Below are 24,835 nucleotides of genomic sequence, written 5' to 3'. Positions count from 1 at the left end.
TGGACAAAGCTTCTTATTGTGATATATTTAAGGTGTAGAGAATTTACTGTTTATGAGAGGAGAGTAGCTATGCTAGTAAGATGTATAGATAATTCATTATGCTCAAGCCTAACTTTTGGTAAAGAGTATGTTGTAATTGAAGAAGGAGATAAGTACTACGTTGTAGTTGATGATAAAAACAAGGAAATTACAACTAAAAAGCAGAGATTTGAAGTTATCGAAGATAGTGATTTAGCTAAAAAGGCCAAAGCTACTATAAATGAACTTAACTTTCAACTTAATAACGAATTTAAAGATATTAAAGATTTTAAAGTTAGAACTAACTCTAAAGGAGAAATCAAAGAAGTTATCATTAAATTCAAGTACGAATAAGCTATTTACAATTCACACTTTAAATATAAAAGAGATATTATGTGTAAACATAATATCTCTTTTTTTAATTTAACTATATACTAAATACTAAGATTTTTTCCCATTAGTTACTGGCTTAGTAGGTGCTTCTGGTTTAACTATACTATTAAAATATTGAACCCATTTATTTTCATTATCAAAAATAACATTGTTATCAATATCTAAAGTTTTAAAATCTTTAATCCAATCTGGAGAATATTTTATTGCTACTGGCAATGTAGGCATTATATTAAACTTTTGTGCTAATTCTAATTGGATCTTTGGGCCAGCAACAAACTCCATAAATAATTCCGATGCATTAGGATTTGGTGCTGTTTTTAAAATCCCTGCACATTCTGTTACCACAGGTACTCCATCTGGGAAATCAATTCTTACAATATTAGCATCATCTTTATATTTTTTATTTAACACATCCAAAGGAAGTATTCCTATTGGAGTCTCTTTTGTATTTAAAGCTGTAGCCAATTCATCATAATTATTAAAGAATGTAGCCACATTTAACTTTAAATTTTGTAAAAAAGTATTTCCTACATTATCATCATTATTTGCAGCCTTACTTAAATATGATGTTGTAGCAGAGATAAAGTATTTTGTATAATCATTATTTGAGTTCACCATAATTAACTTATTAGTTAATTTTCCACTTCCTAAATCAACTAAATTCTTTGGTACAAGATTATCTGGTAGATTTGTCTTGTTATAAGCAACAACTATAGGATTTCTATAAATTGAATACCAATATCCATCCTTATCTCTATAGTTTTCATCCACATCTCCAAACCAACTTGTTTTATATCCTTGTAAGAGATTATCTGAAGCTACTTTTTTATATAATTCACTATTTCCCCCTAAAACAACATCAACATTTGAATTTTTGAAATCATCCTCTTTGATTTCATCTTTAACTTCATATTTTACAGTTATTCCAGTTTCTTTTTTAAATTCATCAGCAATATACTTCATAACTTCATCAGGATATTTACTTGTTACTACTATAGTATCTTCTAAAGTCTTTCCCTTTGATCCTCCACAGGATACCATTGAAAATGAAAATATCAGAAGTAACCCTAATGATAATATTTTCTTTATCCCTTTCATTACTTTCCTCCCAAATTCTATTAAATATAATCCTAAAAATCTTTTTATATTTACTATTTAAGTATAAATTATTTTTCAAGTAATTTATAGAATAATATATTTTTATACACAAAAAAACCTCTCTTATTAGAGAGGTTTTGGTGATCTGCCAGGGAATCGAACCCTGGACACCGTGATTAAAAGTCACGTGCTCTACCGACTGAGCTAGCAAATCATAAGACCTGGCGACCACCTACTCTCCCACACAGTCTCCCGTGCAGTACCATCGGCTTCTAAAGGCTTAACCGTCGTGTTCGGAATGGGAACGGGTGTTACCCTAAAGAACATCATCACCAGATGTTTGAAAGTTTTTGTTCTTTCAAAATTGCACATATTTAATTTACTATATTTGGTCAAGCCCTCGATCTATTAGTATCGGTCAGCTGAACATGTTACCATGCTTACACCCCCGACCTATCAACCTTGTGTTCTTCAAGGGATCTTACTAGCTTACGCTATGGGAAATCTCATCTTGAGGTTGGCTTCACGCTTAGATGCTTTCAGCGTTTATCCATTCCCGACTTAGCTACCCAGCTGTGCTCCTGGCGGAACAACTGGTACACCAGAGGTCAGTCCATCCCGGTCCTCTCGTACTAAGGACAGCTCCTCTCAAATTTCCTACGCCCGCGACGGATAGGGACCGAACTGTCTCACGACGTTCTGAACCCAGCTCGCGTGCCGCTTTAATGGGCGAACAGCCCAACCCTTGGGACCTACTTCAGCCCCAGGATGCGACGAGCCGACATCGAGGTGCCAAACCTCCCCGTCGATGTGGACTCTTGGGGGAGATCAGCCTGTTATCCCCGAGGTAGCTTTTATCCGTTGAGCGATGGCCCTCCCACGAGGTACCACCGGATCACTAAGCCCGACTTTCGTCCCTGCTCCACTTGTGGGTGTCGCAGTCAGGCTCCCTTCTGCCTTTGCACTCTACGAACGATTTCCGACCGTTCTGAGGGAACCTTTGGGCGCCTCCGTTACTTTTTAGGAGGCGACCGCCCCAGTCAAACTGCCCACCTAACAATGTCCTGTGACCAGATTCATGGCCGCCAGTTAGAATTTCAGTACTGTCAGGGTGGTATCCCAAGGATGGCTCCACTAAGGCTGACGCCCTAGTTTCCTAGCCTCCCACCTATCCTGTACAGACAATACCAAAACTCAATGCTAAGCTACAGTAAAGCTCTACGGGGTCTTTCCGTCCAATCGCGGGTAGCGAGCATCTTCACTCGCACTACAACTTCGCCGGATTTACAGTTGAGACAGTGCCCAAGTCATTACGCCATTCGTGCGGGTCAGAACTTACCTGACAAGGAATTTCGCTACCTTAGGACCGTTATAGTTACGGCCGCCGTTTACTGGGGCTTAAGTTCACACCTTCGCTTGCGCTAAGTGTTCCCCTTAACCTTCCAGCACCGGGCAGGCGTCAGCCCCTATACATCAGCTTACGCTTTAGCAGAGACCTGTGTTTTTGCTAAACAGTTGCTTGGGCCTATTCTCTGCGGCCTACTCTCGTAGGCACCCCTTCTCGCGAACTTACGGGGTCAATTTGCCGAGTTCCTTAACTGTAATTCTTCCGCCGGCCTTAGGATTCTCTCCTCACCTACCTGTGTCGGTTTGCGGTACGGGCACTACTTCTCTCTCTAGACGCTTTTCTTGGCAGCGTGGAATCATGTACTTCGGTTCCGTGGAACCTTCCCCATCACGCCTCAGCATTATGAAAGCGGATTTGCCTACTTTCACTGCCTAAACGCTTAGACTAGCATCCAATAGCTAGCACACACTATCCTCCTGCGTCACGCCATCGATAATAACGATGGTAGTGGTACTGGAATATCAACCAGTTGTCCATCACCTACGCCTTTCGGCCTCGGCTTAGGTCCCGACTAACCCTCAGCGGACGAACCTTCCTGAGGAAACCTTAGGTTTTCGGCCTGTGGGATTCTCACCCACATCTCGCTACTGATGCCAACATTCTCACTCGTAACCAGTCCACCGCTCCTTACGGTACGACTTCAGCCCGGTTACGACGCTCTCCTACCGCTTGAACTAAGTTCAAGCCCGTAGCTTCGGTGGTAAGTTTAGCCCCGTTACATTTTCGGCGCAAGATCTCTCGACTAGTGAGCTATTACGCACTCTTTTAATGAATGGCTGCTTCTAAGCCAACATCCTAGTTGTCTTAGAAATCTCACATCCTTTCCCACTTAACTTACACTTTGGGACCTTAGCTGACGATCTGGGCTGTTTCCCTTTTGACCACGGATCTTATCATTCGTAGTCTGACTGCCGAGCTCAAAGTATGTGGCATTCGGAGTTTGATAAGGTTCGGTAAGCGCTATGCCCCCTAGCCCATTCAGTGCTCTACCTCCACTACTCATACTCGACGCTAGCCCTAAAGCTATTTCGGAGAGAACCAGCTATCTCCGGGTTCGATTGGAATTTCTCCGCTATCCACAGCTCATCCCATGCTTTTTCAACAGCAACGTGGTTCGGTCCTCCACGAGGTTTTACCCTCGCTTCAACCTGGCCATGGATAGGTCACCCGGTTTCGGGTCTACGGCATGCAACTAGTCGCCCTATTCAGACTCGGTTTCCCTTCGGCTCCGTACCTTAAGTACTTAACCTTGCTACATACCGTAACTCGTTGGCTCGTTCTACAAAAAGCACCTCATCACCCTCATAAGGGGCTCTGAGCGGTTGTAGGCACACGGTTTCAGGTTCTATTTCACTCCCCTCCCGGGGTTCTTTTCACCTTTCCCTCACGGTACTGCTTCACTATCGGTCATCAGGTAGTATTTAGCCTTGGGAGGTGGTCCTCCCTGCTTCCCACAAGGTTTCACGTGTCTCGTGGTACTCTGGATCATAACTCGTGGTCTTCTCGTTTCACTTACAGGACTATTACCTTCTACGGTGGAGCTTTCCAGCTCTCTTCAGTTACAATAGCCTCCACTTTTATGTTATGTCCACAACCCCGGAAACAAGTTTCCGGTTTGGGCTCTTTCCCTTTCGCTCGCCGCTACTAAGAAAATCGATTTTTCTTTCTCTTCCTCCAGGTACTTAGATGTTTCAGTTCCCTGGGTTACCTTCATTAAGCTATGTATTCACTTAATGATACATGGGGTTTCCCATGTGAGTTTCCTCATTCGGAGATCTTCGGATCTCAGGCTATGTGCGCCTACCCGAAGCTTATCGCAGCTTATCACGTCCTTCATCGGCTCCTGATGCCAAGGCATTCACCATGCGCCCTTTGTAGCTTGACCTATATTAGTTATAGTTCTCATTTTACAAAGAATAGAAATTGGTTTTGCCAATTTGGCTTGTTGTTTCTATAAATTAAATTATGTGCAATTTTCAAAGAACAATTTTGAGAGATAGTCTCTCAAAATTAAACAGAGATATTATCCAGAATTCATTATCATCTTAGTTATCCTAAGATGTATTCCTTAGAAAGGATGTGATCCAGCCGCAGGTTCTCCTACGGCTACCTTGTTACGACTTCACCCCAATCGCTGACCCTACCTTCGGCCGCTGCCTCCTTGCGGTTAGCTCACGGACTTCGGGTATTGCCAACTCTCATGGTGTGACGGGCGGTGTGTACAAGACCCGGGAACGTATTCACCGCGACATTCTGATTCGCGATTACTAGTAACTCCAGCTTCATGTAGGCGAGTTTCAGCCTACAATCCGAACTGAGACTGGTTTTAAAGTTTGGCTCCACCTCACGGTATTGCATCTCTCTGTACCAGCCATTGTAGCACGTGTGTAGCCCTACACATAAGGGGCATGATGATTTGACGTCATCCCCACCTTCCTCCTGGTTAACCCAGGCAGTCTCGCTAGAGTCCTCAACTTAATGGTAGTAACTAACGACAAGGGTTGCGCTCGTTGCGGGACTTAACCCAACATCTCACGACACGAGCTGACGACAACCATGCACCACCTGTCACCTTGTCCCCGAAGGGATTTCCTCGATTAAGAGTAATGCAAGGGATGTCAAGTGTAGGTAAGGTTCTTCGCGTTGCTTCGAATTAAACCACATGCTCCGCTACTTGTGCGGGTCCCCGTCAATTCCTTTGAGTTTTAATCTTGCGACCGTACTCCCCAGGCGGAATACTTAATGCGTTAGCGGCGGCACGGAGGTGTTGAAACCCCCACACCTAGTATTCATCGTTTACGGCGTGGACTACCAGGGTATCTAATCCTGTTTGCTCCCCACGCTTTCGAGCCTCAGCGTCAGTTACAGTCCAGAGAGTCGCCTTCGCCACTGGTGTTCTTCCTAATCTCTACGCATTTCACCGCTACACTAGGAATTCCACTCTCCTCTCCTGCACTCTAGATAACCAGTTTGGAATGCAGCACCCAAGTTGAGCCCGGGTATTTCACATCCCACTTAATCATCCGCCTACGCTCCCTTTACGCCCAGTAAATCCGGATAACGCTCGCCACCTACGTATTACCGCGGCTGCTGGCACGTAGTTAGCCGTGGCTTCCTCCTTGGGTACCGTCATTATCTTCCCCAAAGACAGAGCTTTACGATCCGAAAACCTTCATCACTCACGCGGCGTTGCTGCATCAGGGTTTCCCCCATTGTGCAATATTCCCCACTGCTGCCTCCCGTAGGAGTCTGGGCCGTGTCTCAGTCCCAATGTGGCCGATCACCCTCTCAGGTCGGCTACGCATCGTCGCCTTGGTAGGCCGTTACCCCACCAACTAGCTAATGCGCCGCGGGTCCATCTCATAGCGGATTGCTCCTTTGGTTAAAAGATGATGCCATCTCTCAACATTATGCGGTATTAATCTCCCTTTCGGGAGGCTATTCCACTCTATGAGGCAGGTTACCCACGTGTTACTCACCCGTCCGCCGCTAATCCGTTTCCCGAAGGAAACTTCATCGCTCGACTTGCATGTGTTAAGCACGCCGCCAGCGTTCATCCTGAGCCAGGATCAAACTCTCAATTTAAAAGTTTAATCTATACTCATATTACTTATAAAAGAATTGCTGGTTTATGTTAATATCTTCTGTTTAATTTTCAAAGACCATTTCTTCGTCGCCCTCAAGCGACTTCTTAAGTTTATCACCACTTTCGAACTTTGTCAACATTTTTCTTCAAAAAACTTTTTAAGTTGTTTTCTTTCAACTTGTTGTTCTTTGTTTTGTTGTCGTTCGTCAGTGACAGATATTATCTTAACACCATTTATTTAATTTAATTTAAATTTTATTATGATTTTACAAAAATATTCATAGTAACCTTTTAAATTCTTTAATTTACTCTATATATCATATATTGATACACTAGGAAAAGTTTATATGATATATATTCAAGCACTATTCATTTATGGATACTATTGGATATTAAAAAGTATTTTTATAGACAATAATTATATAGAATCACACTAAAAATCACTAAATTTAAGCAATTATTAGTCATTATTTCATCTTTTATTAAACATACCCATTAAAATCTGAATAAATAAAAATGATTTTATATTATAAAAATTAAAGAGGATGTAATTAAACATCCTCTTCAATATAATTAAATCTATTTATTGTTTTCTAATTGAGCTAATTTTTCATCTATAAGTCTTAATACATACTCTCTATGTTCTGGCACATTCTCAAAATCTAATTCATCTACATTTATTCTTAATATAGGAGAAACATCATAGCTCTCAAAATACTCTCTATACTCACCATTTAACTTTTCCCAATATTCTCTTTCAACTACTTGCTCATAGTCTCTTCCTCTTTTTTGAATTCTCTTCATAGCTTCATCTACTGATATTTCTAAATATACCATTAGCTTAGGTGGTTTAACATGTTCTAACATATTTTCTAAAAGCTCTTTATATAACTCAAACTCTTCTACTGTCATTTCACCTTTTTCGCAAAGCATTTTAGCGAATATAACATCTCCATATATACTTCTATCCATTACTGAATTTTCTACAAGTCCAGCTTCCTTTATGTGTTTAAATCTTTTATTTAAAAAGAATACTTGAAGTGGAAATGAATATCTATTTCTATCATAATAGAACTTCTCTAATATAGGATTGTCCACTACAGGCTCTTCATAAGCTATTAATCCTCTCTCTGCTAAAATATTCATTAAAGTACTTTTACCTACTCCAACAACTCCATCTACAACTATCATTTCCCAATTTCCTCCTCTGTTTATCTTGTCTAATATCTCCCTATAAAGATTATTTTTTGCATTTAAAGACAACGCTGCTCCTCCTTAAGCTTTATAAGTTCTCGTTCACCTTATAAAATATTTTATGATCTCTCCATTCACCGTTAATGTATAAGTATTTTTTGTTAATACCTAATTCATTAAACCCACAGGCATTTAAAACACTTTGAGATCTACTGTTTCCCAATAATGTGGATGCTTCTAGTCTATGTAGTCCCATTTCTTCAAAAGCATAACTACATACTTCACTAAGCACCTCTTTCATATATCCATGCCCTTGATACTCTTTATCTATTGAATATCCAACAAAAGCACTTCTTAATATTCCATAAACTATATTAGATAATTTAATTTTACCTATAAGCTTATCATCTTTAAATATACCTAAATCAATTGCTGTTCCATCTATAAACTGTCTAAAACTTTCTGTTAGAATTTCCTTTTGTCCTTCATAAGTATAAAAACTACTATCTCTAGTAGGTTCATATTGTCTTAAATGTTCTTCATTTCTTATATAATAATCAAGCATTTCCTCTGTATGCTCTGGAGTTAAATTTCTAAGAGTCAATCTTTTAGTATTCAATTGGAACTGAACTATCTTAACCTTATCGGTAAAATCATTTATATTTATTCCCATAATGTATTCATCCTTTTGAACCCCATTAGCGCATACATTGTCTGATAATATTCCCTCAAGCATAAATCCTAAGTCTAAGTAGGCATTAAAATTGTTTATATCTGAAACAAAAAGATTAATTTTGTATATGTCTTTCTCAGCAAATAGAACTTTTAAAATCTTTTTTAAGGTTTCTTTCATAAGTTTATAATTATCTTCTTTATAAAACTTAAATTTAACATCTACCTTTTTATTTTTACTGTCTATTTCCTTTAGAAAAAACCTTCCTAGTATTATGCCAACCTTATCTTTTACAACATATTCTCTCTCATTTCCTCTTATAGCTTCTATAAATACATTCTTATCAAAAGACATACTCTACTCTCCAATTTATATTTTTTACTTAACTAATTTTTTCTTAGTGTTTACATATAAGTAGAACATTAAAATTGCGGATAAAATCGCACTTGCAGGTATTATATAGAAAGCTCTATCCGGTCCAATACTTTCATTTAACAATCCAATAGCCTTATTAAGAATCATACCAACTAAACTAGCTGCTGTTATTACAATTCCTGTAATATATGCAACATGTTTATCAAAAACCTTACTAATACTTAAAACAGTCGTTGGGAATGTTATTGAGAAGAATAATCCTGATAAAGATATTACTACCATACCATTTCTACCTAAAAGTAAACCAGCTACACAAAGTATAGCTCCTATTATTAATGTTTTATATAGTATATTGAAATATCCTCTTTTTTCTACTACAAATCCACCAAATAATCTTCCTATTGTAAATATAGCAAAGAATAGTGATAAATACATTCCTGCTTTTTGTTCATTTATGTTATATCCATATTTCATGTAATTTACAAACCAATTTGAAATACCTTGTTCAGTAAAGACATATAATCCTAATGCAAGCATGTATGCAATTATCAATTTATTAGATAAAGCTTCGATTATAGTCATTTTATCTTTTTCTTTAACAACTTCTGTTCTAGGTATTTTAACGAATATAAAACATATAAATACTGCTAGATAAATTAATCCTACGAAGAAATACATAGTTCTCCAGTTGATTCCTCTAGCAGTTAATGCACCAAAAAGGCCTTGCCCAACAGATGAGCCTAACCCGTAACAAGCATGCATAACATTCATTATTACATTTTGAGCCGTTAATGCCAGTATAGGAAGAACTGTGTTACATGATATTGCAACCATGGCTATTCCAGCACTACTTGTTACCATTCCTGTATATAACATTGCGTAATTCTTTGTAAAAGACAAAAATATAAGTGATAAAAATATCACCATTAATCCACCTAAAAATACTTTCTTCTGACCTAATTTTTCGCAAAGCATTCCACCTATAAATGTTAATACCATATACGCAGCTGAAGTAGATATAAGTAAATTACTTATAGTATTATCGTTAACTCCAAATTCTTGTTTAAATACAGGTATGAATATACCTTTTGTATTTTCAACTATAGCTGCTAATATCATCATTACAAATAGGAAAGCTAATGCAACATAATTTTGTTTCTTGCTGTTCATCATTATTTCTCCTTATTCTTTTTTACGATAAATAAAATTAGACTTTAATTCAAATTGAGCCTACTACTCTTAATTTGAAATTTAATCAAATCTATATTATTACTACCTTCACCTAATTTTAAAAATATAGATTTAAAGTAGCTAACTATCAAATAAAAACATAAAAATTATACCACAAAAAACTTAAATAGTACTTAATAATATCCTCATGATATCAATAATTAAAAAGTTCTTTATATTTATAAAATATAAAAGATTTCTAATATTAAACAAAAATCTATATTTTAAGTGAATGTTGATTTTTAGCTAATTCTTTAAGCCTAGCTAAGAATCAATGGTAGCCTAAAATATAGCTAAATAAAAAAGAAAAACATCTAAGTTTTCTTAGATGTTTTTCTATATCATATATTAAAGATATTCTTTTATTAAGTCCTTAACTACTTCTGATGCTATTATCATACCTGCTACTGGAGGTACAAAAGATATACTTCCTGGTATTTGTCTCTTTGATGCACACTTTTTAGTTCCACCAGTGCAAACACATCCTGTTTTACAAGTAACTACATCTTCAACTTTTGGTTTTCTAGGCATCTCTTCTGAATAAACAACCTTTAATTTTTTAACTCCTCTTTTTCTAAGCTCATATCTCATAACCTTAGCTAAAGGACAAACTTTTGTGTTATATATATCAGTAACCTTAAACTCAGCAGGATTTAATTTATTTCCTGTTCCCATAGAACTCATAAGTTTTATTCCTTTTTGCTCACAATAAACAGCAAGAGCTATTTTAGCTGAAACTGTATCAATAGCATCTACTACGTAATCTACATCATCAGGTATTATTTCTCCTAAGTTATCTGGAGTAACAAAAACTTGTATAGTCTCCACATTACATTTTCTATTTACTGAAAGAACTCTTTCCTTCATAACCTCTACTTTATTTTTACTTACAGTCTTATATGTAGCATGTATTTGTCTATTTAAGTTTGTTAAACAAACCGTATCGTCATCAACTAATATTAGATTTCCTACTCCAGCTCTAGCTAATGCCTCTACAGTGAAACTTCCTACTCCACCTACTCCAAATACCATAACTTTACTATTTGCCAATTTATCTAAAGCATCTTTACCTATAAGTAATTCTGTTCTTGACAATGAATGTTGTAACATAAAACTTCTCTCCTTCTTAAGTTAATAAAATTTCCCCTATGTTAATCTTCTAATAATATTCTAAAAGTAAATATCTAAAAAACTATAATATTCTTTAAACGCTTGTTTACTAATACACAAATTCATTAATATTATATACCATTCTAGTTATTATAAATAAAGTTTTTTCATGTATATTAACATAGAATTATTTAATTTATCAATGAATATACAAAATTTATTTTATAGTTACCATAACTCTAAATGGTTACTATATAATTTAAAACCAACTATATTAGTATTTTTATAATATAAATCTAGCTATAATTTATCTTAACTCAAACTAAACTTTGAGTACATGTAATTTTTTTTAATCTTTAAATTTCTATGATATAACCATTTTTTAATATATAATAACTTTATGAATTTATTTTAAGGAGGAATTAGAAATGACTTTAGGAATCATAGCTGCTATGAGTGAAGAATTAGAAATTCTTTTAAAAGATATGGAAGTAAAATCTAAGGATACTAAAGCTAACATGACTTTCCACAAAGGAACTCTTTGGGGTCAAGAAGTTGTAGCTGTTGTATGTGGTATAGGTAAGGTTAACGCTGCTGTTTGTACTCAAATATTAATAAGTGAGTACAAAGTTAATAAGGTTATAAATGTTGGTGTTGCTGGTGGTATAGGAATGGAAATATACCCAGGTGATGTTGTTATAGCTAATTCATTAGTACAATATGATATGGATACTTCTGCTTTTGGAGATCCTATAGGACAAATCCCAAGATTAGATACATTTGATTTCAAATGTGCAAATGAATTAGTTGAGCTTTGCGAAGAAGCTTGTAGAGAAAATGAAGATATAAAGAGCTTCACTGGAAGAATAGTTACTGGAGACCAATTCGTTGCTAGTGTTGAAAAAGTTAGATGGTTAGAAGAGGAATTCGGAGCTTCTGCTTGTGAAATGGAAGGTGGAAGTATAGCTCACGTTTGTTACTTAAACAATATTCCATTCGTTGTTATAAGATCAATATCTGATAATGCAAATAATGGAGCACATATGGATTTTGCTGAGTTCACAGCTATCGGAGTTAAAAATTCTACTTCAATATTAAAATCAATGATTTTAAAAATGGCTTAAATAAAAAAATAGTTTAAGAGTTTATTTAAACTCTTAAACTATTTTTTTATATTTCATGAATGAATATACCACTTCTTAATTTTGGTTCAAACCAAGTTGATTTTGGTGGCATTATTAATCCTTGGTCTGAAACTGCCATTACCTCTTCTAAACTTGTTGGATAAAGAGCAAAGGCAACTTTCATATCTTCAAATACTCTTCTTTCTAGTTCGTTAAGGCCTCTTATACCTCCAACAAAATCTATTCTCTCATCATTTCTAACATCTTTTATTCCTAAAATAGGCTCTAAAATATTATTTTGAAGTATTGATACATCTAAATTCTTAACGACATCAAACTCTTTGCCAAGATACTTTAATTTGAACCATTGATTATTTAAATACATTCCAAACTCACCTTTATATTGTGGTTTAAACTGTTCTCCCTCATTAATTTTAGTGACTTGAAACTTTTCTTCTATTTTTGATAGGAATTCTTCTTCACTTAAACCATTTAAATCTCTAACTACTCTATTATAGTCCATTATAGTAAGTTGATTTTTAGGAAATAATACTCCTAAGAAATAATTACACTCATCCTCTGGTGAGCACTTACCTTTTTCTCTTTTCTCTAAACATACGTTTACCGCAGCCTCAGATCTATGATGCCCATCTGCTATATATACTGAGTTAACTTCTTTAAAAGCATTAATTATTTCATTTATCATCTCTTTCTCATCTATTTTCCATACCCTATGAGATACCCTGTCATCAGCAATAAAATCATATAAAGGTTTCTTTGAGCATATTTCTAAAACCTTATTATTTATTGTTTCTGAATCTCTATAAGTTAAAAAAATAGGTCCAGTTTGAGCATTGCAAGCTCTTATATGCTTAATTCTATCTTCTTCTTTTTTAGCTCTTGTAAACTCATGCTTCTTTATGGTGTTATTTAAATAGTCATCAACGGCTAGGCATGAAACAATTCCTCTTTGAGATTTCTCATCTAAACTCAACTCGTAAACATATAAGCAGTCCTTTTCTTCTTTTATAAACACCTTATTCTTAATAAAGTTCTCTAAATTTTCACCTGCTTTTTTATAAACCTCTTCTGAATACTCACTAACACTTCCTGGGAAATAAGTTTCAGCTTTATCAATATTTAAAAATGAAAATTTATTGTTTTTAACTATTTCTCTTGCTTCTTCTCTATTTAAAACATCATAAGGTAATGCAGCAACTTTTTCTACTAAGTCTCTCTTTGGCCTTAAAGCTTTAAAAGCTTTTATATTAACCATTTTCCTCACTCTCCCTTTTATCATTAGCTCCATTTTGAATAAATGTCGAAATCATAACAGACTTACAATTCTACATAAAAATCAACAATTGCCTAAATAGAGCCTATCCTTCAATTTCTACTTATCTAAAATCTCTTTTATTATTTCAACGACTTCTTCTCCTATTTTTTCTTGAGCTTCCTTTGTTGAAGCACCAATATGAGGAGTAACACTTACTTTAGGATGATTTATTAATTCGAAATTCCTACTTGGCTCCTCAAAAAAAACATCTAATCCAACTCCACCTAAAGTTCCATTATTCAAATTATCAATTAAGGCTTTTTCATCTAGTGCCTTCCCCCTAGAACTATTTATTATAAATACGCCCTTTTTGACTTTCTTTAATTCTTCATTTCCAATTATACTATTAGCGCCTGAAATATTTATGGAAATAAAATCTGATTCTTTTAATAGTTCATCAAGTTCTACCTGCTTATAGTTTTTATTCGAACAATCAACCTTTATTAAATCAAAATATATTATTTTCATTCCTAAGGCTGTACATTTTTTTGCTAACTCTCCTCCTATTCTCCCCATTCCTATTATCCCTAAAGTTTTTCCTCCTAATTCAGTTCCTACATACTCTTTTTTATTCCAAAGACCTGATTTCATTGTTATATTAGATTGATTTAAGAATCTTGCTAGAGAAAACATATGAGCCAATATTAATTCTGCAACGGATGAAGAACTAGCATTAGGCGTATTTCTTACCTCTATACCTTTTTCTTCAGCGTATTTAACATCTATATTATCAACTCCAACACCACCTCTTATGATTAACTTTAATTTTCCTCCCTTAACAGCCTCATCAATTAAATCTTTTCTTATCTTTGTAGCAGATCTTATTACTATACAATCTACCTTTTTTATCTTTTCCTTTAATATTTCTAACTCATAGTGATTGGTATCAACTTCATAACCTAAGCTTTTCAACTTATTAATAGCTTTTTTATCTAAACCATCATTTAAAAGTATTTTTAACATCCTTAAACAACCCCCTATAAATTAATTTTCTCTATTAAAAAAGCCCACACTAACCAAGTAGTGTGGGCTTAAATTTATTTTAATCCTAAAATATCATTTATATTAGTCAACAATTCTTTTATATCCTTAACCTGGCAGTCAGCCATATGCGCTATTCTAAATGTCTCATCTTTTAGCTTTCCATACCCATTAGATATTTGAAATCCTCTTTTCCCAAGTTCTTTATTTAATGCCCCAACGTCTATATTTCTATTATTTTTTATGGTTGTAAGGGTATTTGAATAGTACCCTTTCTCAGGATAAATTTCAAAATATTTTTCTGCCCATTCTCTAACTATCTTAGCCATTTCAATATGCCTATTAAATCTATTTTCTAATCCTTCTACGTTTAATATATAATCTAATTGATAATCTAAAGCATACATATGTGAAATAGATGGAGTTGATGGATACTGATAATCTTTCTTTTTAATATATTTATATAAAGATAATAAATCTAAATATGTCCCCCTAAACTTAACTTTTTCCGCTCTTTCTTTAGCCTTCTCTGAAAATGTACATATTGCCATTCCTGGAGGAAGCCCTAAAGCTTTTTGTGAAGAAGTAATACATATATCTATATTAAGTTTATCAACTTCAATCTTACTTCCACCTGCGGAACTAACTGTATCAACACAGAATATAACATCTGGATATTTTTTAAGAACTTCGCTTATTGCCTCTAAGTTATTCATCACTCCTGTAGATGTTTCATTATGAGTCACAGTTATTAAATCATATTCACCAGTTTTAAGAACTGAATCAACTAAACTTGCATCAAGTCCTTTTCCCCAAGGGACTTCAAATTTATCCACAGGAACATTATTACTTATCCCCATTTCATACCATCTATCCCCAAAAGCACCCACAGAAAAAACTGCTGCTTTTTTTAGTGTACAACTTCTTATAGCTCCCTCCATTAATCCACTGCCAGAACTTGTTGATAATAATATTTCATTATTAGTAAAAAATATTTTTCTTAAATTATCGCTTATTCTTCTTTGTAATTGAGATGCCTCCTTACTTCTATGCCCAATCATAGGAGTAGCCATTTTTTCTAGAACCTCATCTCTTACCTCAACAGGTCCTGGTATAAATAACTTCTTATGCATCTAATCCCCTCCCTTTGTTTATTCAACGATTATTTTATTTAATAGTATATTACAAATTTTCCTCATTGGTGATAATAAAATTAAGCAAATCTAAAATACTAAATTAAAATTAATATTCACTTAAAATAGTTTTATAAATAAAAAAGAGTTTTATTATTTAAATAATAAAACTCTTTAAAATATTCTTAAATCATATCCTGTAAAATGTTGAATTTATTCTCCATCTCTTTTTCACAAGTTCCACTATGGAACTTACTGCAATTTAAACAGCTTTTACAAGAATTCATTGAAGACACAGCTTCTCTATGTCTAGCTGAATAATCAGAACAATTTTCAGCTATGTCTATAAATTCTTCACTGATAGCCATACAAATTCTCCTTTCTCAGAACAATACTATATATTTAGTATTTTCTAAGAAAGATTTTTTATACTAATTTATTCCTCTTCATCATTCCAAAATAAAACTGACTCTGTTTCTCTACAATACTTTACACATATGCATTGACCTAAATTTCTAGGACAAAGTCTACAAAGACAATTCTCCTCAGTTCCATCACATCTATTATTCTTAAAATCTATACAATACTTACAGTTTATACTTGTTCCAATAGCCATAATAACCCTCCTGCCTATATCTTACATACAGTTAAGTATATCACTTTTAATTGATTCTTTAAAATAAAGTTTTCAATTAATTAACCCATATACAAGCTTAATTATTTAGCTATTTTATTATTTAAATTAAATGTTATTCTTTATTGGTTTCATTTTCTATTTTATCAAAAACAAAATCTTTTAGCATATCATCTTCATCATCAATATATAATTCTTCTTTTAAATCTTCTCTTTCTTGAACATGATCTATTTCCTCACATTCAATCTCCTTAAAAGTTCTATTAAATTCATCCTTTAATATTTCCTCTTCCTTTGCATTAAAATCAATTATTCCTTCTAAACTTTTATTTTTATTATGAGAGTTTTTTTCTTCTTCATTTTTGAATATTTCTTTTTCCTTCATGTTTTTAGTGCTTTCTAAAAGTCCTGTAGTTTCATTAAACTCAATAAAATCTTTCCTATAAGGCTGTATTCCATTAGATTCTTCTTGAGCATATACATCTATTTCTTTTATTAATACTTTTTTTCTATATAAAACTTCTAAGAAAATAAATATACCAATCATAAAAACAAAGGAGATTATATTAACTAAAAACGTTCCATTAACATAACTTATACTTGGAATAAACATTATAAAGAAATATCCTATAGCGGATACAACCGTAAAACCTACTAACATGCTCATAAAAATATATATGACATACCTAGGTATTTCAAAAAAGTATGGTCTTTTTAAGGATTCAATATTTACTATTTTAATAATTAAATATGAAAGATAAATTAATGATGCTGAGATTGATAATAAAATTATCAAAAGTAAAAGTTGTCTTAAAGATGAAAATGTACTAGGATCAAAATCTAAAAGCAATAAATTAAATACCAATAATACTTGTTCTCCAATCATATTTAAAAAGTTTCTTATCCAACTAAGTCTGTCACTAATCAAAATTTTACTTATAGCAAAAAATATAATCATTCCTTCTGCAAAAAATATTGGTAATATTCCTGCTAAGAGTTTATCCTTAACAATTAAATTCATAGTAAAAATTATAGAAGTAAATAGTATTCCAATTGTAAAAAAATAAAATGAACTTATAAATAACTTATCAATACTAAGAATATTTTTATAAGGAAAATAACAAATCATTTTTATTAATATGTTGATTAATATAGGAAATAAAGAAATTCCATAAACAAATATAACTTTAAAAACAAAATATTTTTTTATATTTTCTTCTCCCTTAGAAATATTTTCTCTTATTTCATCTTCTTTATCTTTAAATAAAAATCCAACTATCCAAACTAAAAATAAAAAAAATATAAATTTATCTACATGACTCATAGAAAAACACTTATTCATTATGGTGCTATCTATATTCCCTGCACTTGCTTGAGAAAAATATTTTATAGTGTGATAGTTTCCCATTAAAAAGAAAGAAGAAATTCCTAAAATTATTAATACTATAACTCCTCGTGTCCTATATTTCTTTAATACTAAATTATCTAATAAAACGCTCATATAACTCTCCATTCACAAAAGTATAAGTTCTCTATATTTATACTTTTGAATAGATATTTTTATGATTTTTTTATTGATTTAAGTAGCAAATTTTATTTCACAACATATATTGATATAAAGAATGATTAATTGCTTCTTCATTTTTTTGACTACTCCTCTCCTTAGAAAAGGAAGAAGTGCTTAATACATTCCTTGCTTACTTTGCAAGTTTCCTCCCATCTAAAAAATAAAAAAACAGGTAATTTTACCTGTTTTTTTATTTCTATAAGATAATTTTTCATAAAATTATTTTTGAATTACCTAACAAAAAGCTGGAATAATACCATTAAAATTACTCCTGGTATTCCTAAAATTCCTGCTATTAAAGCTGTTAATAAATTTATTCCAATAGTTATACCAAAATAAGCTCCAAAGTAATTAACAATCATAAGTAGTATAGCACCAAAAATACTATTAATAACTAACCCTATTATCTTCTTCATTGATCCAAATATTAATTTTAAAATTAATACTGCAACAAGCACACCTATAATTAGAAGAATTATATCATCTAACGATAAAGCTCCTATATCCATAAACATACCACCTTTTTAAATTATACTTATCTTGGCATTCTTAAATATATGTTCTAAGCTAACTTTTATACCTCTTTTTTTAGCCTCTCTTATGAGGTATTCATATCTAGCATTAATATCTTGCTCTTTATATATTAAAGAATCTATAAGTTTATCATCATAAGCATTTTGAAAAGCTGATCTTGCAACCTCCATTTCTAATATGGTTTGCTCAATAGCTTTTAATATCTCCTGATCCTCATTTGAGTAATCTATTTTTTTTATTAAGTAATCAGAAATTTTCTTTTTATCCATACCAACACCTCCAACTTGTTCTTTTGAAATTATATCCAAAATGTCCAAGTTATATTCCAGTGTTATAAATTTTTTGACTTTTACCTAAATAACTGTTCTACCCTCTAATGCCTTAGATAAAGTTACTTCATCTGCGTACTCTAAATCTCCACCAACAGGTATTCCAGCCGCAATTCTAGTAACCTTAACATCTAATGGTTTTAATATCTTTGAAATATACATAGCAGTAGCTTCCCCTTCAATAGTAGGGTTGGTTGCCACTATAACTTCTTTTACATCTCCACTCATTCTTGCTACTAACTCTCTTATTCTTATATCTTGTGGGCCTCTTCCTTGCATTGGAGAAATCGTTCCATGTAAAACATGATACAATCCATTAAACTCTTTAACTTTTTCCATTGTCATTATATCTTTAGGTTGTTCAACGACACATATTATATCTTTTTCTCTATTAGGATTTGAACATATTGCACATGGATCTGTATCTGTAAAGTTTCCACATACTGAACAGTATTTTATAGTTCCTCTTGCTTTTATTAAAGCATTTGCAAACTCCTCTACCTCATCCTTTGGCAGATTTAAAATATGTAAAGTTAACCTTTGAGCTGATTTCTTACCTATACTAGGTAACTTAGCGAACTCTTCAATTAACTTCTCTATGGCTACTGGATAAAATTCCATCCTTTTTCCTCCTTTTATTTAGACTAAACTCTCTCTATTTATAAAAAACTCCGCTGAGAAGTTTCAGCAGAGTTTTTAAATTTAATAAGTATTTCTATTAGAATAATCCTGGCATTCCCATTCCGCCAGTTAATTTACCCATCTTTTCTGAAGTTTCTTCAGAAGCTTTTTCTAAAGCTTGCTTAACAGCTGAGAAAACTAGATCTTCTAACATTTCAACATCATCTGGATCTACAACTTCTGGTTCTATATTAAGTGCAATTAATTCTTTCTTTCCGTTAACTTTTGCGACAACTGCACCACCGCCAGCTGAACCTTCGAATTCTGATGCCTCGATTTCCTCTTGCATTGATTGCATTTGCTTTTGAAGCATTTGTGCTTGCTTCATTAAATTATTCATATTTCCCATTCCGCCTGGAAATCCACCTCTTGCCATACTTACATCCTCCTTAAAAATTAACTCTTTAATATTATATAGTATTTTTGAAGAATTTACTATATTATTAGATTATATGCTTAAGCGCTATTTTGTTACTATTTTTTTATGCTATTCTTCGACTATTTCTAGTCCATCACCCATAATTCCTGAAAGTCTAGCTTCTAAATCTGCTTCTTCAACTTTTTCTTGTTCTGTGCCTTGTTCAACGCTATAAACAACTCTTACAGGCTCTTTTAAAACTTCCGAAAATACATCATTTACAACTTTAGAGAAATCATGTTTTTCAAGTCTTTCCTTATTGTGTCTATACTCATAAGTATATCTAAACTCAACAACCCCTTTATTACAAGAAACATTGCTTATTCCTCTTGCTAAAGCTATGTACACCATATACTTGCCTCTACTCTTAAAAGTTTCAAGAATATCCTTCCAAACTTTTCTTAAGTATTCAGGAGTTAATGTCGAATTTTCATTTACAGCTTCATAATTATTTAAACTTTGAGAATCAGCTTGTTTTCTAAGGCTATTAGTAGAATTTTTACTAACATCTTGATTAGAAACTTCAGATTTAACATTCTCTAAATTAGTATTAACTTTTATATTACCACTTTTTATCATTTGTTCTAGTTTATTTATTCTAGCAAGCATAACTTCCTTAGAAGTATCATACTCTATTTTACACATTTTTATTACTGCAAGTTCTAAATAAACTCTAGCCTGCTTGCTAAGCTTAGCATCTTCATCACACTCTTGCATAATTCTTATGCATCTCATGATTTCTTCAACCTTTAACTTAGCACCTTGTACTTTAAGTTTTTCTATATTCTCTTCTGCAGTATCTAAAACTTCTTCAGGATTTGAAGTTACCTTTATCATCAATAAGTTTCTATAATGAACTATTAAATCTTTTATGAAAAGAGTCATATCCTTTCCTGTAAGAACTAATTCCTCTATGATTTCCATAGCACTCTCTATATCTCTCTTTATTATAGAGTCTACTATCTTAAATAAATTATCATTAGTTACAAGGCCTAGCATAGAAACTAGTTCATCATAATCTACCTTACCATCCCCTATGGAAATAGCTTGATCTAAGATACTTAAGGAGTCTCTCATAGCTCCATCTGATACTCTAGCTACAAGATCTAAACTTTTATCATCACAGAATACTCCTTGCTCCGTAACTATTTTTCTAAGTCTTCCTGTTATATCTTTTCTACTAATTCTCTTAAAGTCAAATCTTTGACATCTTGATAGTATAGTTATAGGTAATTTTTGAGGATCCGTTGTTGCTAGTATAAATACTACATTCTTCGGTGGCTCTTCTAAAGTTTTTAAAAATGCATTAACTGCACCAATAGAAAGCATGTGAACCTCATCCATTATATAAACCTTAAATCTAGCTTCTTGAGGTGGATATTGAACATCATCAATTATATCCCTTATGTTATCTACCCCGTTGTTTGAAGCTGCATCAAGTTCTGTTATGTCTATTGCTAATCCTTCATTTATTTTTTTACACATCTCACACTGATTACAAGGCTCCCCATCCTTTAAATCTAGACAGTTTAAAGCCTTAGCCATTACCTTAGCCGTAGAGGTTTTACCAGTTCCTCTAGTACCACAAAATAAGTACGCATGAGCTGTTCTTTCATTTATTATTTGATTTTTTAGTGTAGTGGTTATATGTTCTTGACCTACAACATCATTAAAGGTTTGTGGTCTCCACTCTCTATACAAAGCTTTATATGCCAAATTATTCACCTCTCTAAGCCTGTATTAACATATAATTATTATACATCAAAACAAACCATAATACCTATCATGCTTAATTTATATTTTTCTTAGTTAAACTATTATATCATGATTAATATTTTCTTTTTCTAAAATAATATATAATTAACTTAATAATATAATTTAGTTAACCTTGAAAGGATTTTTATATGTTTTCTATAATTGTTGCTAAAAGTATTAATAATATCATTGGAGTTAATAACTCTATGCCTTGGAATATTCATTCAGACTTAAAAAGGTTTAAGGAACTTACTATGGGTAAAAAGATATTAATGGGAAGAAAAACTTTTGAATCACTTCCTTGTGTATTACCTGGAAGAACTCATTTAATATTAACTACAAATAAAAACTTTTCTTATGACCATAAGGACGTAATTATTTATAATGATTTAAATGAACTCATTGAAGAGTATAAAGACATTAAAGAAGAAATCTTTGTAATAGGTGGAGGAAAAATATATTCTGAACTTTTAAAATATGCTTCAAAATTATATATAACTGAAGTCTTAAAGGAATTTGAAGGAGATACTTATTTTCCTCAAGTAGATTATTCTGATTGGATAAAAACCTATGAAAGCCTTATTTATAAGGAAAATAATATTGCTTTTAAATTTTTAGATTATACAAGAATTGTATGAGCTTGTACTTCAAGTGTGGATAAATCTGCAAACTCAGAACCGTTATCTTCAGTTATATTTTTTTAAAACTTAGCTAAATTGTTCGCTAAATAAGATACGGTTTCTATTAAGATCCTCTAAAACTGCTATAGCAGTTTTAGAGGCAATATCAAATAACATAGCATATCTGGTTTTACATTTTTAAGTATTTATTTTTCTTTCTTTAAATTCAACTTATTCCAAGTTTGAGGTATAAATAAAATTAATAAACCAATTAATAAAAATATTATAGTTTTAACAAATAATTGGTTTATATTAATATTTTTTAAAAGAAACCCCAAACTAGTATAATTATAAATTATTTTTGTAAAAATCCAAGCTAATAAACTTGAAAGAAGATATTTCATACTTACATCTCCAATCTTTATAAAAATTTATCTTTTGAATAATAGAAATTACTATATTATTAAATTTTTAATACTCTATATACTGTAAGATTTACTTAATATTGTTAATTTAAATTTATAATAGCTGTTCAACTTTAAATTAGCAATATATTTTGTTAAACTGGTCATATTTAATGCTTAACTGGTCATTAAAAATTAATTAAATAATCACTATATACTATTTTCTTTTATAATTTTTATTTTAATCCTAGGTCTTTTAGAGCTCTGTATGCAGTAGCTCTACTTAATCTAGTTTGTTTAACTATATCCACTATCTTATATCCTTCCTTGTAAAGTAACCATACTATATCAGTATTATCATTCCTTTTAAATTGCCTTTCTCTAGTCTTAGCACTTCTTAAACCTTCTTTTGTCCTTTGGTTTATTTTCTAGTTGGCTTAACCCACTCATAACAGTTAACCAAAAGCTATTATATGAATTATCACTTGATGTATCTAACCAAGTATCTTTAATACTCTTTATACTAACGTCTTTCCCTTTTATTCTACCTACTTAACTTTTTTTCTTAACTTTAATATAACTTTTTACTTAATTATTTAACATGCTTCTTCTAAAGCATTAGATTCATTTTTTCTAAAAATTATTGTAGCTAAAACGCCTCCAATTATAGCTGGAATAACCCAGTTAAATCCTAAATTTGCAAAAGGTAGCTTATGAATTAAATCTATTTTAAATCCTAAACTATCAATAACAGTAAGTAAACTTACTAAAAGAGTAGCATAAGCTGCACCCTTTACTATCATATTGTTAGTAAAAAACTTTTCAAATATATTGATTATTACTAATAATATAGAAACTGGGTAAAGTAAACTTAATATAGGTACTGCTATTGCTATTATTTTATCTACTCCTAAATTAGAAGCTATTGCACTGAAAATACATATTAAAATTACTATGCACTCATATTTTACCTTTTTATTAGTTACATCCTCAAAATACTTACTTGTAACAGAAGTTAATCCTACAGCAGTTGTAAGGCAAGCAAGTCCTATTACTATTGCTAATATAATAGTTCCTGTAGAACCTAAAATTGCATTAGTTATATTCATAAGTAATGTAGTTTGAGAAATATTACTATCATATAATGTTGAAGCTGTAGCCCCTAAGTATGTTAATCCTCCATAAACCATAGCAAGTCCAATACATGCAATTAAAGAAGATTTTATTGTAAGCTTTCTATTTTCCTTTTTATCCTTATATCCTTTGCTTGCAAATGAAGCTATAACAAGTGCTACAATTCCTCCAGTACCTAAAGCATCCATTGTCTGATATCCTTGAGTAATTCCATTTATAAATAATTCTCCTGAATTAACTTTTTCTAATTCTCCAATAGGATTCATAATTCCTTTTATTATTAATACTGCTAATGATAATAATAATAAAGGTGTTAAAATTTTTCCTATTATGTCCATAACCTTATTAGGTTTTATTGTTAATATAATTACTGTTAAAAAGAATATTATAGAAAATACATATGGATTAATATTTCCTAATAATGGTGAAATACTGGCTTCAAATGTTGTTGCAGCAGTTCTTGGGACTACAAGTATAGGCCCCAAACAAAGCATAATTAAAACTTCTAATGTAATACCAAACTTTTTACCAGCTCTTCCTATAACCCCTTGGAATGATCCTGTTTTAGAAACAGCAATTATTGATAAAAATATTATTCCTACGTCGGATATTATAAATCCTAAAAAACTTACTAACCACTGATTTCCTGACGTTAATCCTATGTATGGAGGGAATATTAAATTTCCTGCTCCAAAGAATATAGAAAATAATGCAAATCCTATTATCAATATATCTTTCTTTTTATTCATGTCTTTTTTCCAACCCCAATCTAATTAATTTATATTTTTCATATAAAAAAGCCACATAGTGTAAAACTATGTGGCCTTAGTTGCCTCGGATTAAAAGAAGCCACATAGTGTTTATCTATGTGGCTCTACATGCATTTTAAACTTAGCCATCATAGATACAAACTTCTAGCTTGCATCTATGATTAGTATGTATCATAAACACAAACTTAACTATAATAGCTAAAGTAAAAGGTATTTAATTTTAAAGCTCTAGTTAAGTTTAAATTATTCATATTACCATACTCTCCGTTTTTTTAATTTATTATATTAATAGTATTTTAATTGCTTAAATATAAAAAGTCAATAAAAAAT

At 32.1% G+C, this 24,835-nt stretch carries 20 protein-coding genes, 1 tRNA gene, 3 rRNA genes and 1 pseudogene; 3 read left to right on the top strand and 22 right to left on the bottom strand.

Going from position 1 to position 24,835, the window contains the following annotated elements; genetic code table 11:
* Window positions 1-69: 69 nt before the first annotated feature.
* Complete coding sequence (locus tag AC2JAQ_RS16375; RefSeq protein ID WP_488457302.1) at window positions 70-372, top strand: hypothetical protein; 303 nt, start codon at window positions 70-72, stop codon at window positions 370-372.
* A gap of 87 nt (window positions 373-459) precedes the next feature.
* On the opposite strand, the gene AC2JAQ_RS16370 is transcribed toward AC2JAQ_RS16375, so the two are convergent.
* From AC2JAQ_RS16370 to AC2JAQ_RS16330, 9 genes are all read right to left on the bottom strand, one after another.
* Window positions 460-1,509, bottom strand: a complete 1,050-nt coding sequence (locus AC2JAQ_RS16370; RefSeq protein ID WP_488457301.1) for an ABC transporter substrate-binding protein — start codon at window positions 1,507-1,509, stop codon at window positions 460-462.
* 138 nt (window positions 1,510-1,647) lie between these two features.
* A tRNA-Lys gene (locus AC2JAQ_RS16365) sits at window positions 1,648-1,723 on the bottom strand.
* Window positions 1,724-1,728: 5 nt separating this feature from the next.
* A 5S ribosomal RNA gene (gene rrf, locus AC2JAQ_RS16360) occupies window positions 1,729-1,846 on the bottom strand.
* A 51-nt stretch (window positions 1,847-1,897) separates the two neighbouring features.
* A 23S ribosomal RNA gene (locus AC2JAQ_RS16355) occupies window positions 1,898-4,802 on the bottom strand.
* A 187-nt stretch (window positions 4,803-4,989) separates the two neighbouring features.
* Window positions 4,990-6,502 (bottom strand): 16S ribosomal RNA (locus AC2JAQ_RS16350).
* Together the 16S, 23S and 5S rRNA genes with 1 tRNA gene alongside form the textbook arrangement of a ribosomal RNA operon.
* 580 nt (window positions 6,503-7,082) lie before the next feature.
* Window positions 7,083-7,766 (bottom strand): deoxynucleoside kinase, encoded by a 684-nt coding sequence (locus AC2JAQ_RS16345; protein WP_488457300.1) that lies wholly within the window; start codon window positions 7,764-7,766, stop codon window positions 7,083-7,085.
* A 19-nt stretch (window positions 7,767-7,785) separates the two neighbouring features.
* Window positions 7,786-8,724: a GNAT family N-acetyltransferase gene (locus AC2JAQ_RS16340; RefSeq protein ID WP_488457299.1), complete on the bottom strand. Its 939-nt coding sequence runs from the start codon at window positions 8,722-8,724 to the stop codon at window positions 7,786-7,788.
* Window positions 8,725-8,748: 24 nt separating this feature from the next.
* Window positions 8,749-9,915 carry an MFS transporter gene (locus AC2JAQ_RS16335; protein WP_488457298.1) on the bottom strand — a complete coding sequence of 389 codons (1,167 nt, stop codon included), beginning with the start codon at window positions 9,913-9,915 and terminating at the stop codon, window positions 8,749-8,751.
* 408 nt (window positions 9,916-10,323) lie between these two features.
* Complete coding sequence (locus tag AC2JAQ_RS16330) at window positions 10,324-11,085, bottom strand: tRNA threonylcarbamoyladenosine dehydratase (RefSeq protein WP_488457297.1); 762 nt, start codon at window positions 11,083-11,085, stop codon at window positions 10,324-10,326.
* Window positions 11,086-11,513: 428 nt separating this feature from the next.
* On the opposite strand from AC2JAQ_RS16330, the gene AC2JAQ_RS16325 reads away from it, so the two are divergent.
* Window positions 11,514-12,209 (top strand): 5'-methylthioadenosine/adenosylhomocysteine nucleosidase, encoded by a 696-nt coding sequence (locus AC2JAQ_RS16325; RefSeq protein WP_488457296.1) that lies wholly within the window; start codon window positions 11,514-11,516, stop codon window positions 12,207-12,209.
* Between the two features lie 46 nt (window positions 12,210-12,255).
* Here AC2JAQ_RS16325 and AC2JAQ_RS16320 read toward each other — a convergent pair whose 3' ends face one another.
* The 11 genes from AC2JAQ_RS16320 to dnaX all read right to left on the bottom strand — a co-directional run bounded on the left by AC2JAQ_RS16320 (window position 12,256) and on the right by dnaX (window position 21,538).
* Window positions 12,256-13,485, bottom strand: a complete 1,230-nt coding sequence (locus AC2JAQ_RS16320; RefSeq protein ID WP_488457295.1) for a DUF1015 domain-containing protein — start codon at window positions 13,483-13,485, stop codon at window positions 12,256-12,258.
* A 117-nt stretch (window positions 13,486-13,602) separates the two neighbouring features.
* Window positions 13,603-14,508 carry an NAD(P)-dependent oxidoreductase gene (locus tag AC2JAQ_RS16315; RefSeq protein ID WP_488457294.1) on the bottom strand — a complete coding sequence of 302 codons (906 nt, stop codon included), beginning with the start codon at window positions 14,506-14,508 and terminating at the stop codon, window positions 13,603-13,605.
* Between the two features lie 74 nt (window positions 14,509-14,582).
* Window positions 14,583-15,659 carry a pyridoxal-phosphate-dependent aminotransferase family protein gene (locus tag AC2JAQ_RS16310; protein ID WP_488457293.1) on the bottom strand — a complete coding sequence of 359 codons (1,077 nt, stop codon included), beginning with the start codon at window positions 15,657-15,659 and terminating at the stop codon, window positions 14,583-14,585.
* A gap of 185 nt (window positions 15,660-15,844) precedes the next feature.
* Window positions 15,845-16,027 (bottom strand): hypothetical protein, encoded by a 183-nt coding sequence (locus AC2JAQ_RS16305; protein WP_488457292.1) that lies wholly within the window; start codon window positions 16,025-16,027, stop codon window positions 15,845-15,847.
* 68 nt (window positions 16,028-16,095) lie between these two features.
* Complete coding sequence (locus AC2JAQ_RS16300) at window positions 16,096-16,275, bottom strand: hypothetical protein (RefSeq protein ID WP_423240219.1); 180 nt, start codon at window positions 16,273-16,275, stop codon at window positions 16,096-16,098.
* Between the two features lie 133 nt (window positions 16,276-16,408).
* Window positions 16,409-17,794 (bottom strand): hypothetical protein, encoded by a 1,386-nt coding sequence (locus AC2JAQ_RS16295; protein ID WP_488457291.1) that lies wholly within the window; start codon window positions 17,792-17,794, stop codon window positions 16,409-16,411.
* Window positions 17,795-18,090: 296 nt separating this feature from the next.
* The gene (locus AC2JAQ_RS16290; RefSeq protein ID WP_423240221.1) at window positions 18,091-18,369 is read right to left on the bottom strand and encodes a pro-sigmaK processing inhibitor BofA family protein; all 279 of its coding nucleotides are present in this window, start codon (window positions 18,367-18,369) and stop codon (window positions 18,091-18,093) included.
* A gap of 15 nt (window positions 18,370-18,384) precedes the next feature.
* The gene (locus AC2JAQ_RS16285; protein WP_488457290.1) at window positions 18,385-18,663 is read right to left on the bottom strand and encodes a YaaL family protein; all 279 of its coding nucleotides are present in this window, start codon (window positions 18,661-18,663) and stop codon (window positions 18,385-18,387) included.
* An 84-nt stretch (window positions 18,664-18,747) separates the two neighbouring features.
* The gene (recR, locus tag AC2JAQ_RS16280; RefSeq protein ID WP_322505387.1) at window positions 18,748-19,344 is read right to left on the bottom strand and encodes a recombination mediator RecR; all 597 of its coding nucleotides are present in this window, start codon (window positions 19,342-19,344) and stop codon (window positions 18,748-18,750) included.
* 97 nt (window positions 19,345-19,441) lie between these two features.
* Window positions 19,442-19,780, bottom strand: a complete 339-nt coding sequence (locus AC2JAQ_RS16275; RefSeq protein WP_423240224.1) for a YbaB/EbfC family nucleoid-associated protein — start codon at window positions 19,778-19,780, stop codon at window positions 19,442-19,444.
* 111 nt (window positions 19,781-19,891) lie between these two features.
* On the bottom strand, window positions 19,892-21,538 hold the full coding sequence (gene dnaX / locus AC2JAQ_RS16270; RefSeq protein WP_488457289.1) for a DNA polymerase III subunit gamma/tau: 1,647 nt from the start codon (window positions 21,536-21,538) through the stop codon (window positions 19,892-19,894).
* 188 nt (window positions 21,539-21,726) lie between these two features.
* Here dnaX and AC2JAQ_RS16265 point away from each other — a divergent pair, with 188 nt between their 5' ends.
* Window positions 21,727-22,215 carry a dihydrofolate reductase gene (locus AC2JAQ_RS16265; RefSeq protein ID WP_488457288.1) on the top strand — a complete coding sequence of 163 codons (489 nt, stop codon included), beginning with the start codon at window positions 21,727-21,729 and terminating at the stop codon, window positions 22,213-22,215.
* Between the two features lie 622 nt (window positions 22,216-22,837).
* On the opposite strand, the pseudogene AC2JAQ_RS16260 reads toward AC2JAQ_RS16265, so the two are convergent.
* Window positions 22,838-23,153: pseudogene (locus tag AC2JAQ_RS16260) on the bottom strand (helix-turn-helix domain-containing protein); the annotation flags it as partial.
* Window positions 23,154-23,197: 44 nt separating this feature from the next.
* Complete coding sequence (brnQ, locus tag AC2JAQ_RS16255) at window positions 23,198-24,484, bottom strand: branched-chain amino acid transport system II carrier protein (protein ID WP_488457287.1); 1,287 nt, start codon at window positions 24,482-24,484, stop codon at window positions 23,198-23,200.
* Between the last annotated feature and the right edge of the window lie 351 nt (window positions 24,485-24,835).

It is taken from the genome of Clostridium sp. LIBA-8553 (assembly GCF_057782465.1).
The sequence above is the reverse complement of the archived record's forward strand: the minus strand, read 5'-3'. Positions and strand labels throughout refer to the sequence as shown.

What these genes read in the sequence shown, in the direction of transcription:
- AC2JAQ_RS16290 (WP_423240221.1), bottom strand. Translation starts at nt 18,369, where the DNA reads ATGGATATAGGAGCTTTATCGTTAGATGATATAATTCTTCTAATTATA.
- AC2JAQ_RS16335 (WP_488457298.1), bottom strand. Translation starts at nt 9,915, where the DNA reads ATGAACAGCAAGAAACAAAATTATGTTGCATTAGCTTTCCTATTTGTA.
- AC2JAQ_RS16340 (WP_488457299.1), bottom strand. Translation starts at nt 8,724, where the DNA reads ATGTCTTTTGATAAGAATGTATTTATAGAAGCTATAAGAGGAAATGAG.
- AC2JAQ_RS16320 (WP_488457295.1), bottom strand. Translation starts at nt 13,485, where the DNA reads ATGGTTAATATAAAAGCTTTTAAAGCTTTAAGGCCAAAGAGAGACTTA.
- AC2JAQ_RS16305 (WP_488457292.1), bottom strand. Translation starts at nt 16,027, where the DNA reads ATGGCTATCAGTGAAGAATTTATAGACATAGCTGAAAATTGTTCTGAT.
- AC2JAQ_RS16370 (WP_488457301.1), bottom strand. Translation starts at nt 1,509, where the DNA reads ATGAAAGGGATAAAGAAAATATTATCATTAGGGTTACTTCTGATATTT.
- AC2JAQ_RS16315 (WP_488457294.1), bottom strand. Translation starts at nt 14,508, where the DNA reads ATGTTAAAAATACTTTTAAATGATGGTTTAGATAAAAAAGCTATTAAT.
- AC2JAQ_RS16285 (WP_488457290.1), bottom strand. Translation starts at nt 18,663, where the DNA reads ATGGATAAAAAGAAAATTTCTGATTACTTAATAAAAAAAATAGATTAC.
- AC2JAQ_RS16265 (WP_488457288.1), top strand. Translation starts at nt 21,727, where the DNA reads ATGTTTTCTATAATTGTTGCTAAAAGTATTAATAATATCATTGGAGTT.
- AC2JAQ_RS16295 (WP_488457291.1), bottom strand. Translation starts at nt 17,794, where the DNA reads ATGAGCGTTTTATTAGATAATTTAGTATTAAAGAAATATAGGACACGA.
- AC2JAQ_RS16325 (WP_488457296.1), top strand. Translation starts at nt 11,514, where the DNA reads ATGACTTTAGGAATCATAGCTGCTATGAGTGAAGAATTAGAAATTCTT.
- AC2JAQ_RS16375 (WP_488457302.1), top strand. Translation starts at nt 70, where the DNA reads ATGCTAGTAAGATGTATAGATAATTCATTATGCTCAAGCCTAACTTTT.
- AC2JAQ_RS16310 (WP_488457293.1), bottom strand. Translation starts at nt 15,659, where the DNA reads ATGCATAAGAAGTTATTTATACCAGGACCTGTTGAGGTAAGAGATGAG.
- AC2JAQ_RS16300 (WP_423240219.1), bottom strand. Translation starts at nt 16,275, where the DNA reads ATGGCTATTGGAACAAGTATAAACTGTAAGTATTGTATAGATTTTAAG.
- brnQ (WP_488457287.1), bottom strand. Translation starts at nt 24,484, where the DNA reads ATGAATAAAAAGAAAGATATATTGATAATAGGATTTGCATTATTTTCT.
- AC2JAQ_RS16330 (WP_488457297.1), bottom strand. Translation starts at nt 11,085, where the DNA reads ATGTTACAACATTCATTGTCAAGAACAGAATTACTTATAGGTAAAGAT.
- recR (WP_322505387.1), bottom strand. Translation starts at nt 19,344, where the DNA reads ATGGAATTTTATCCAGTAGCCATAGAGAAGTTAATTGAAGAGTTCGCT.
- AC2JAQ_RS16275 (WP_423240224.1), bottom strand. Translation starts at nt 19,780, where the DNA reads ATGGCAAGAGGTGGATTTCCAGGCGGAATGGGAAATATGAATAATTTA.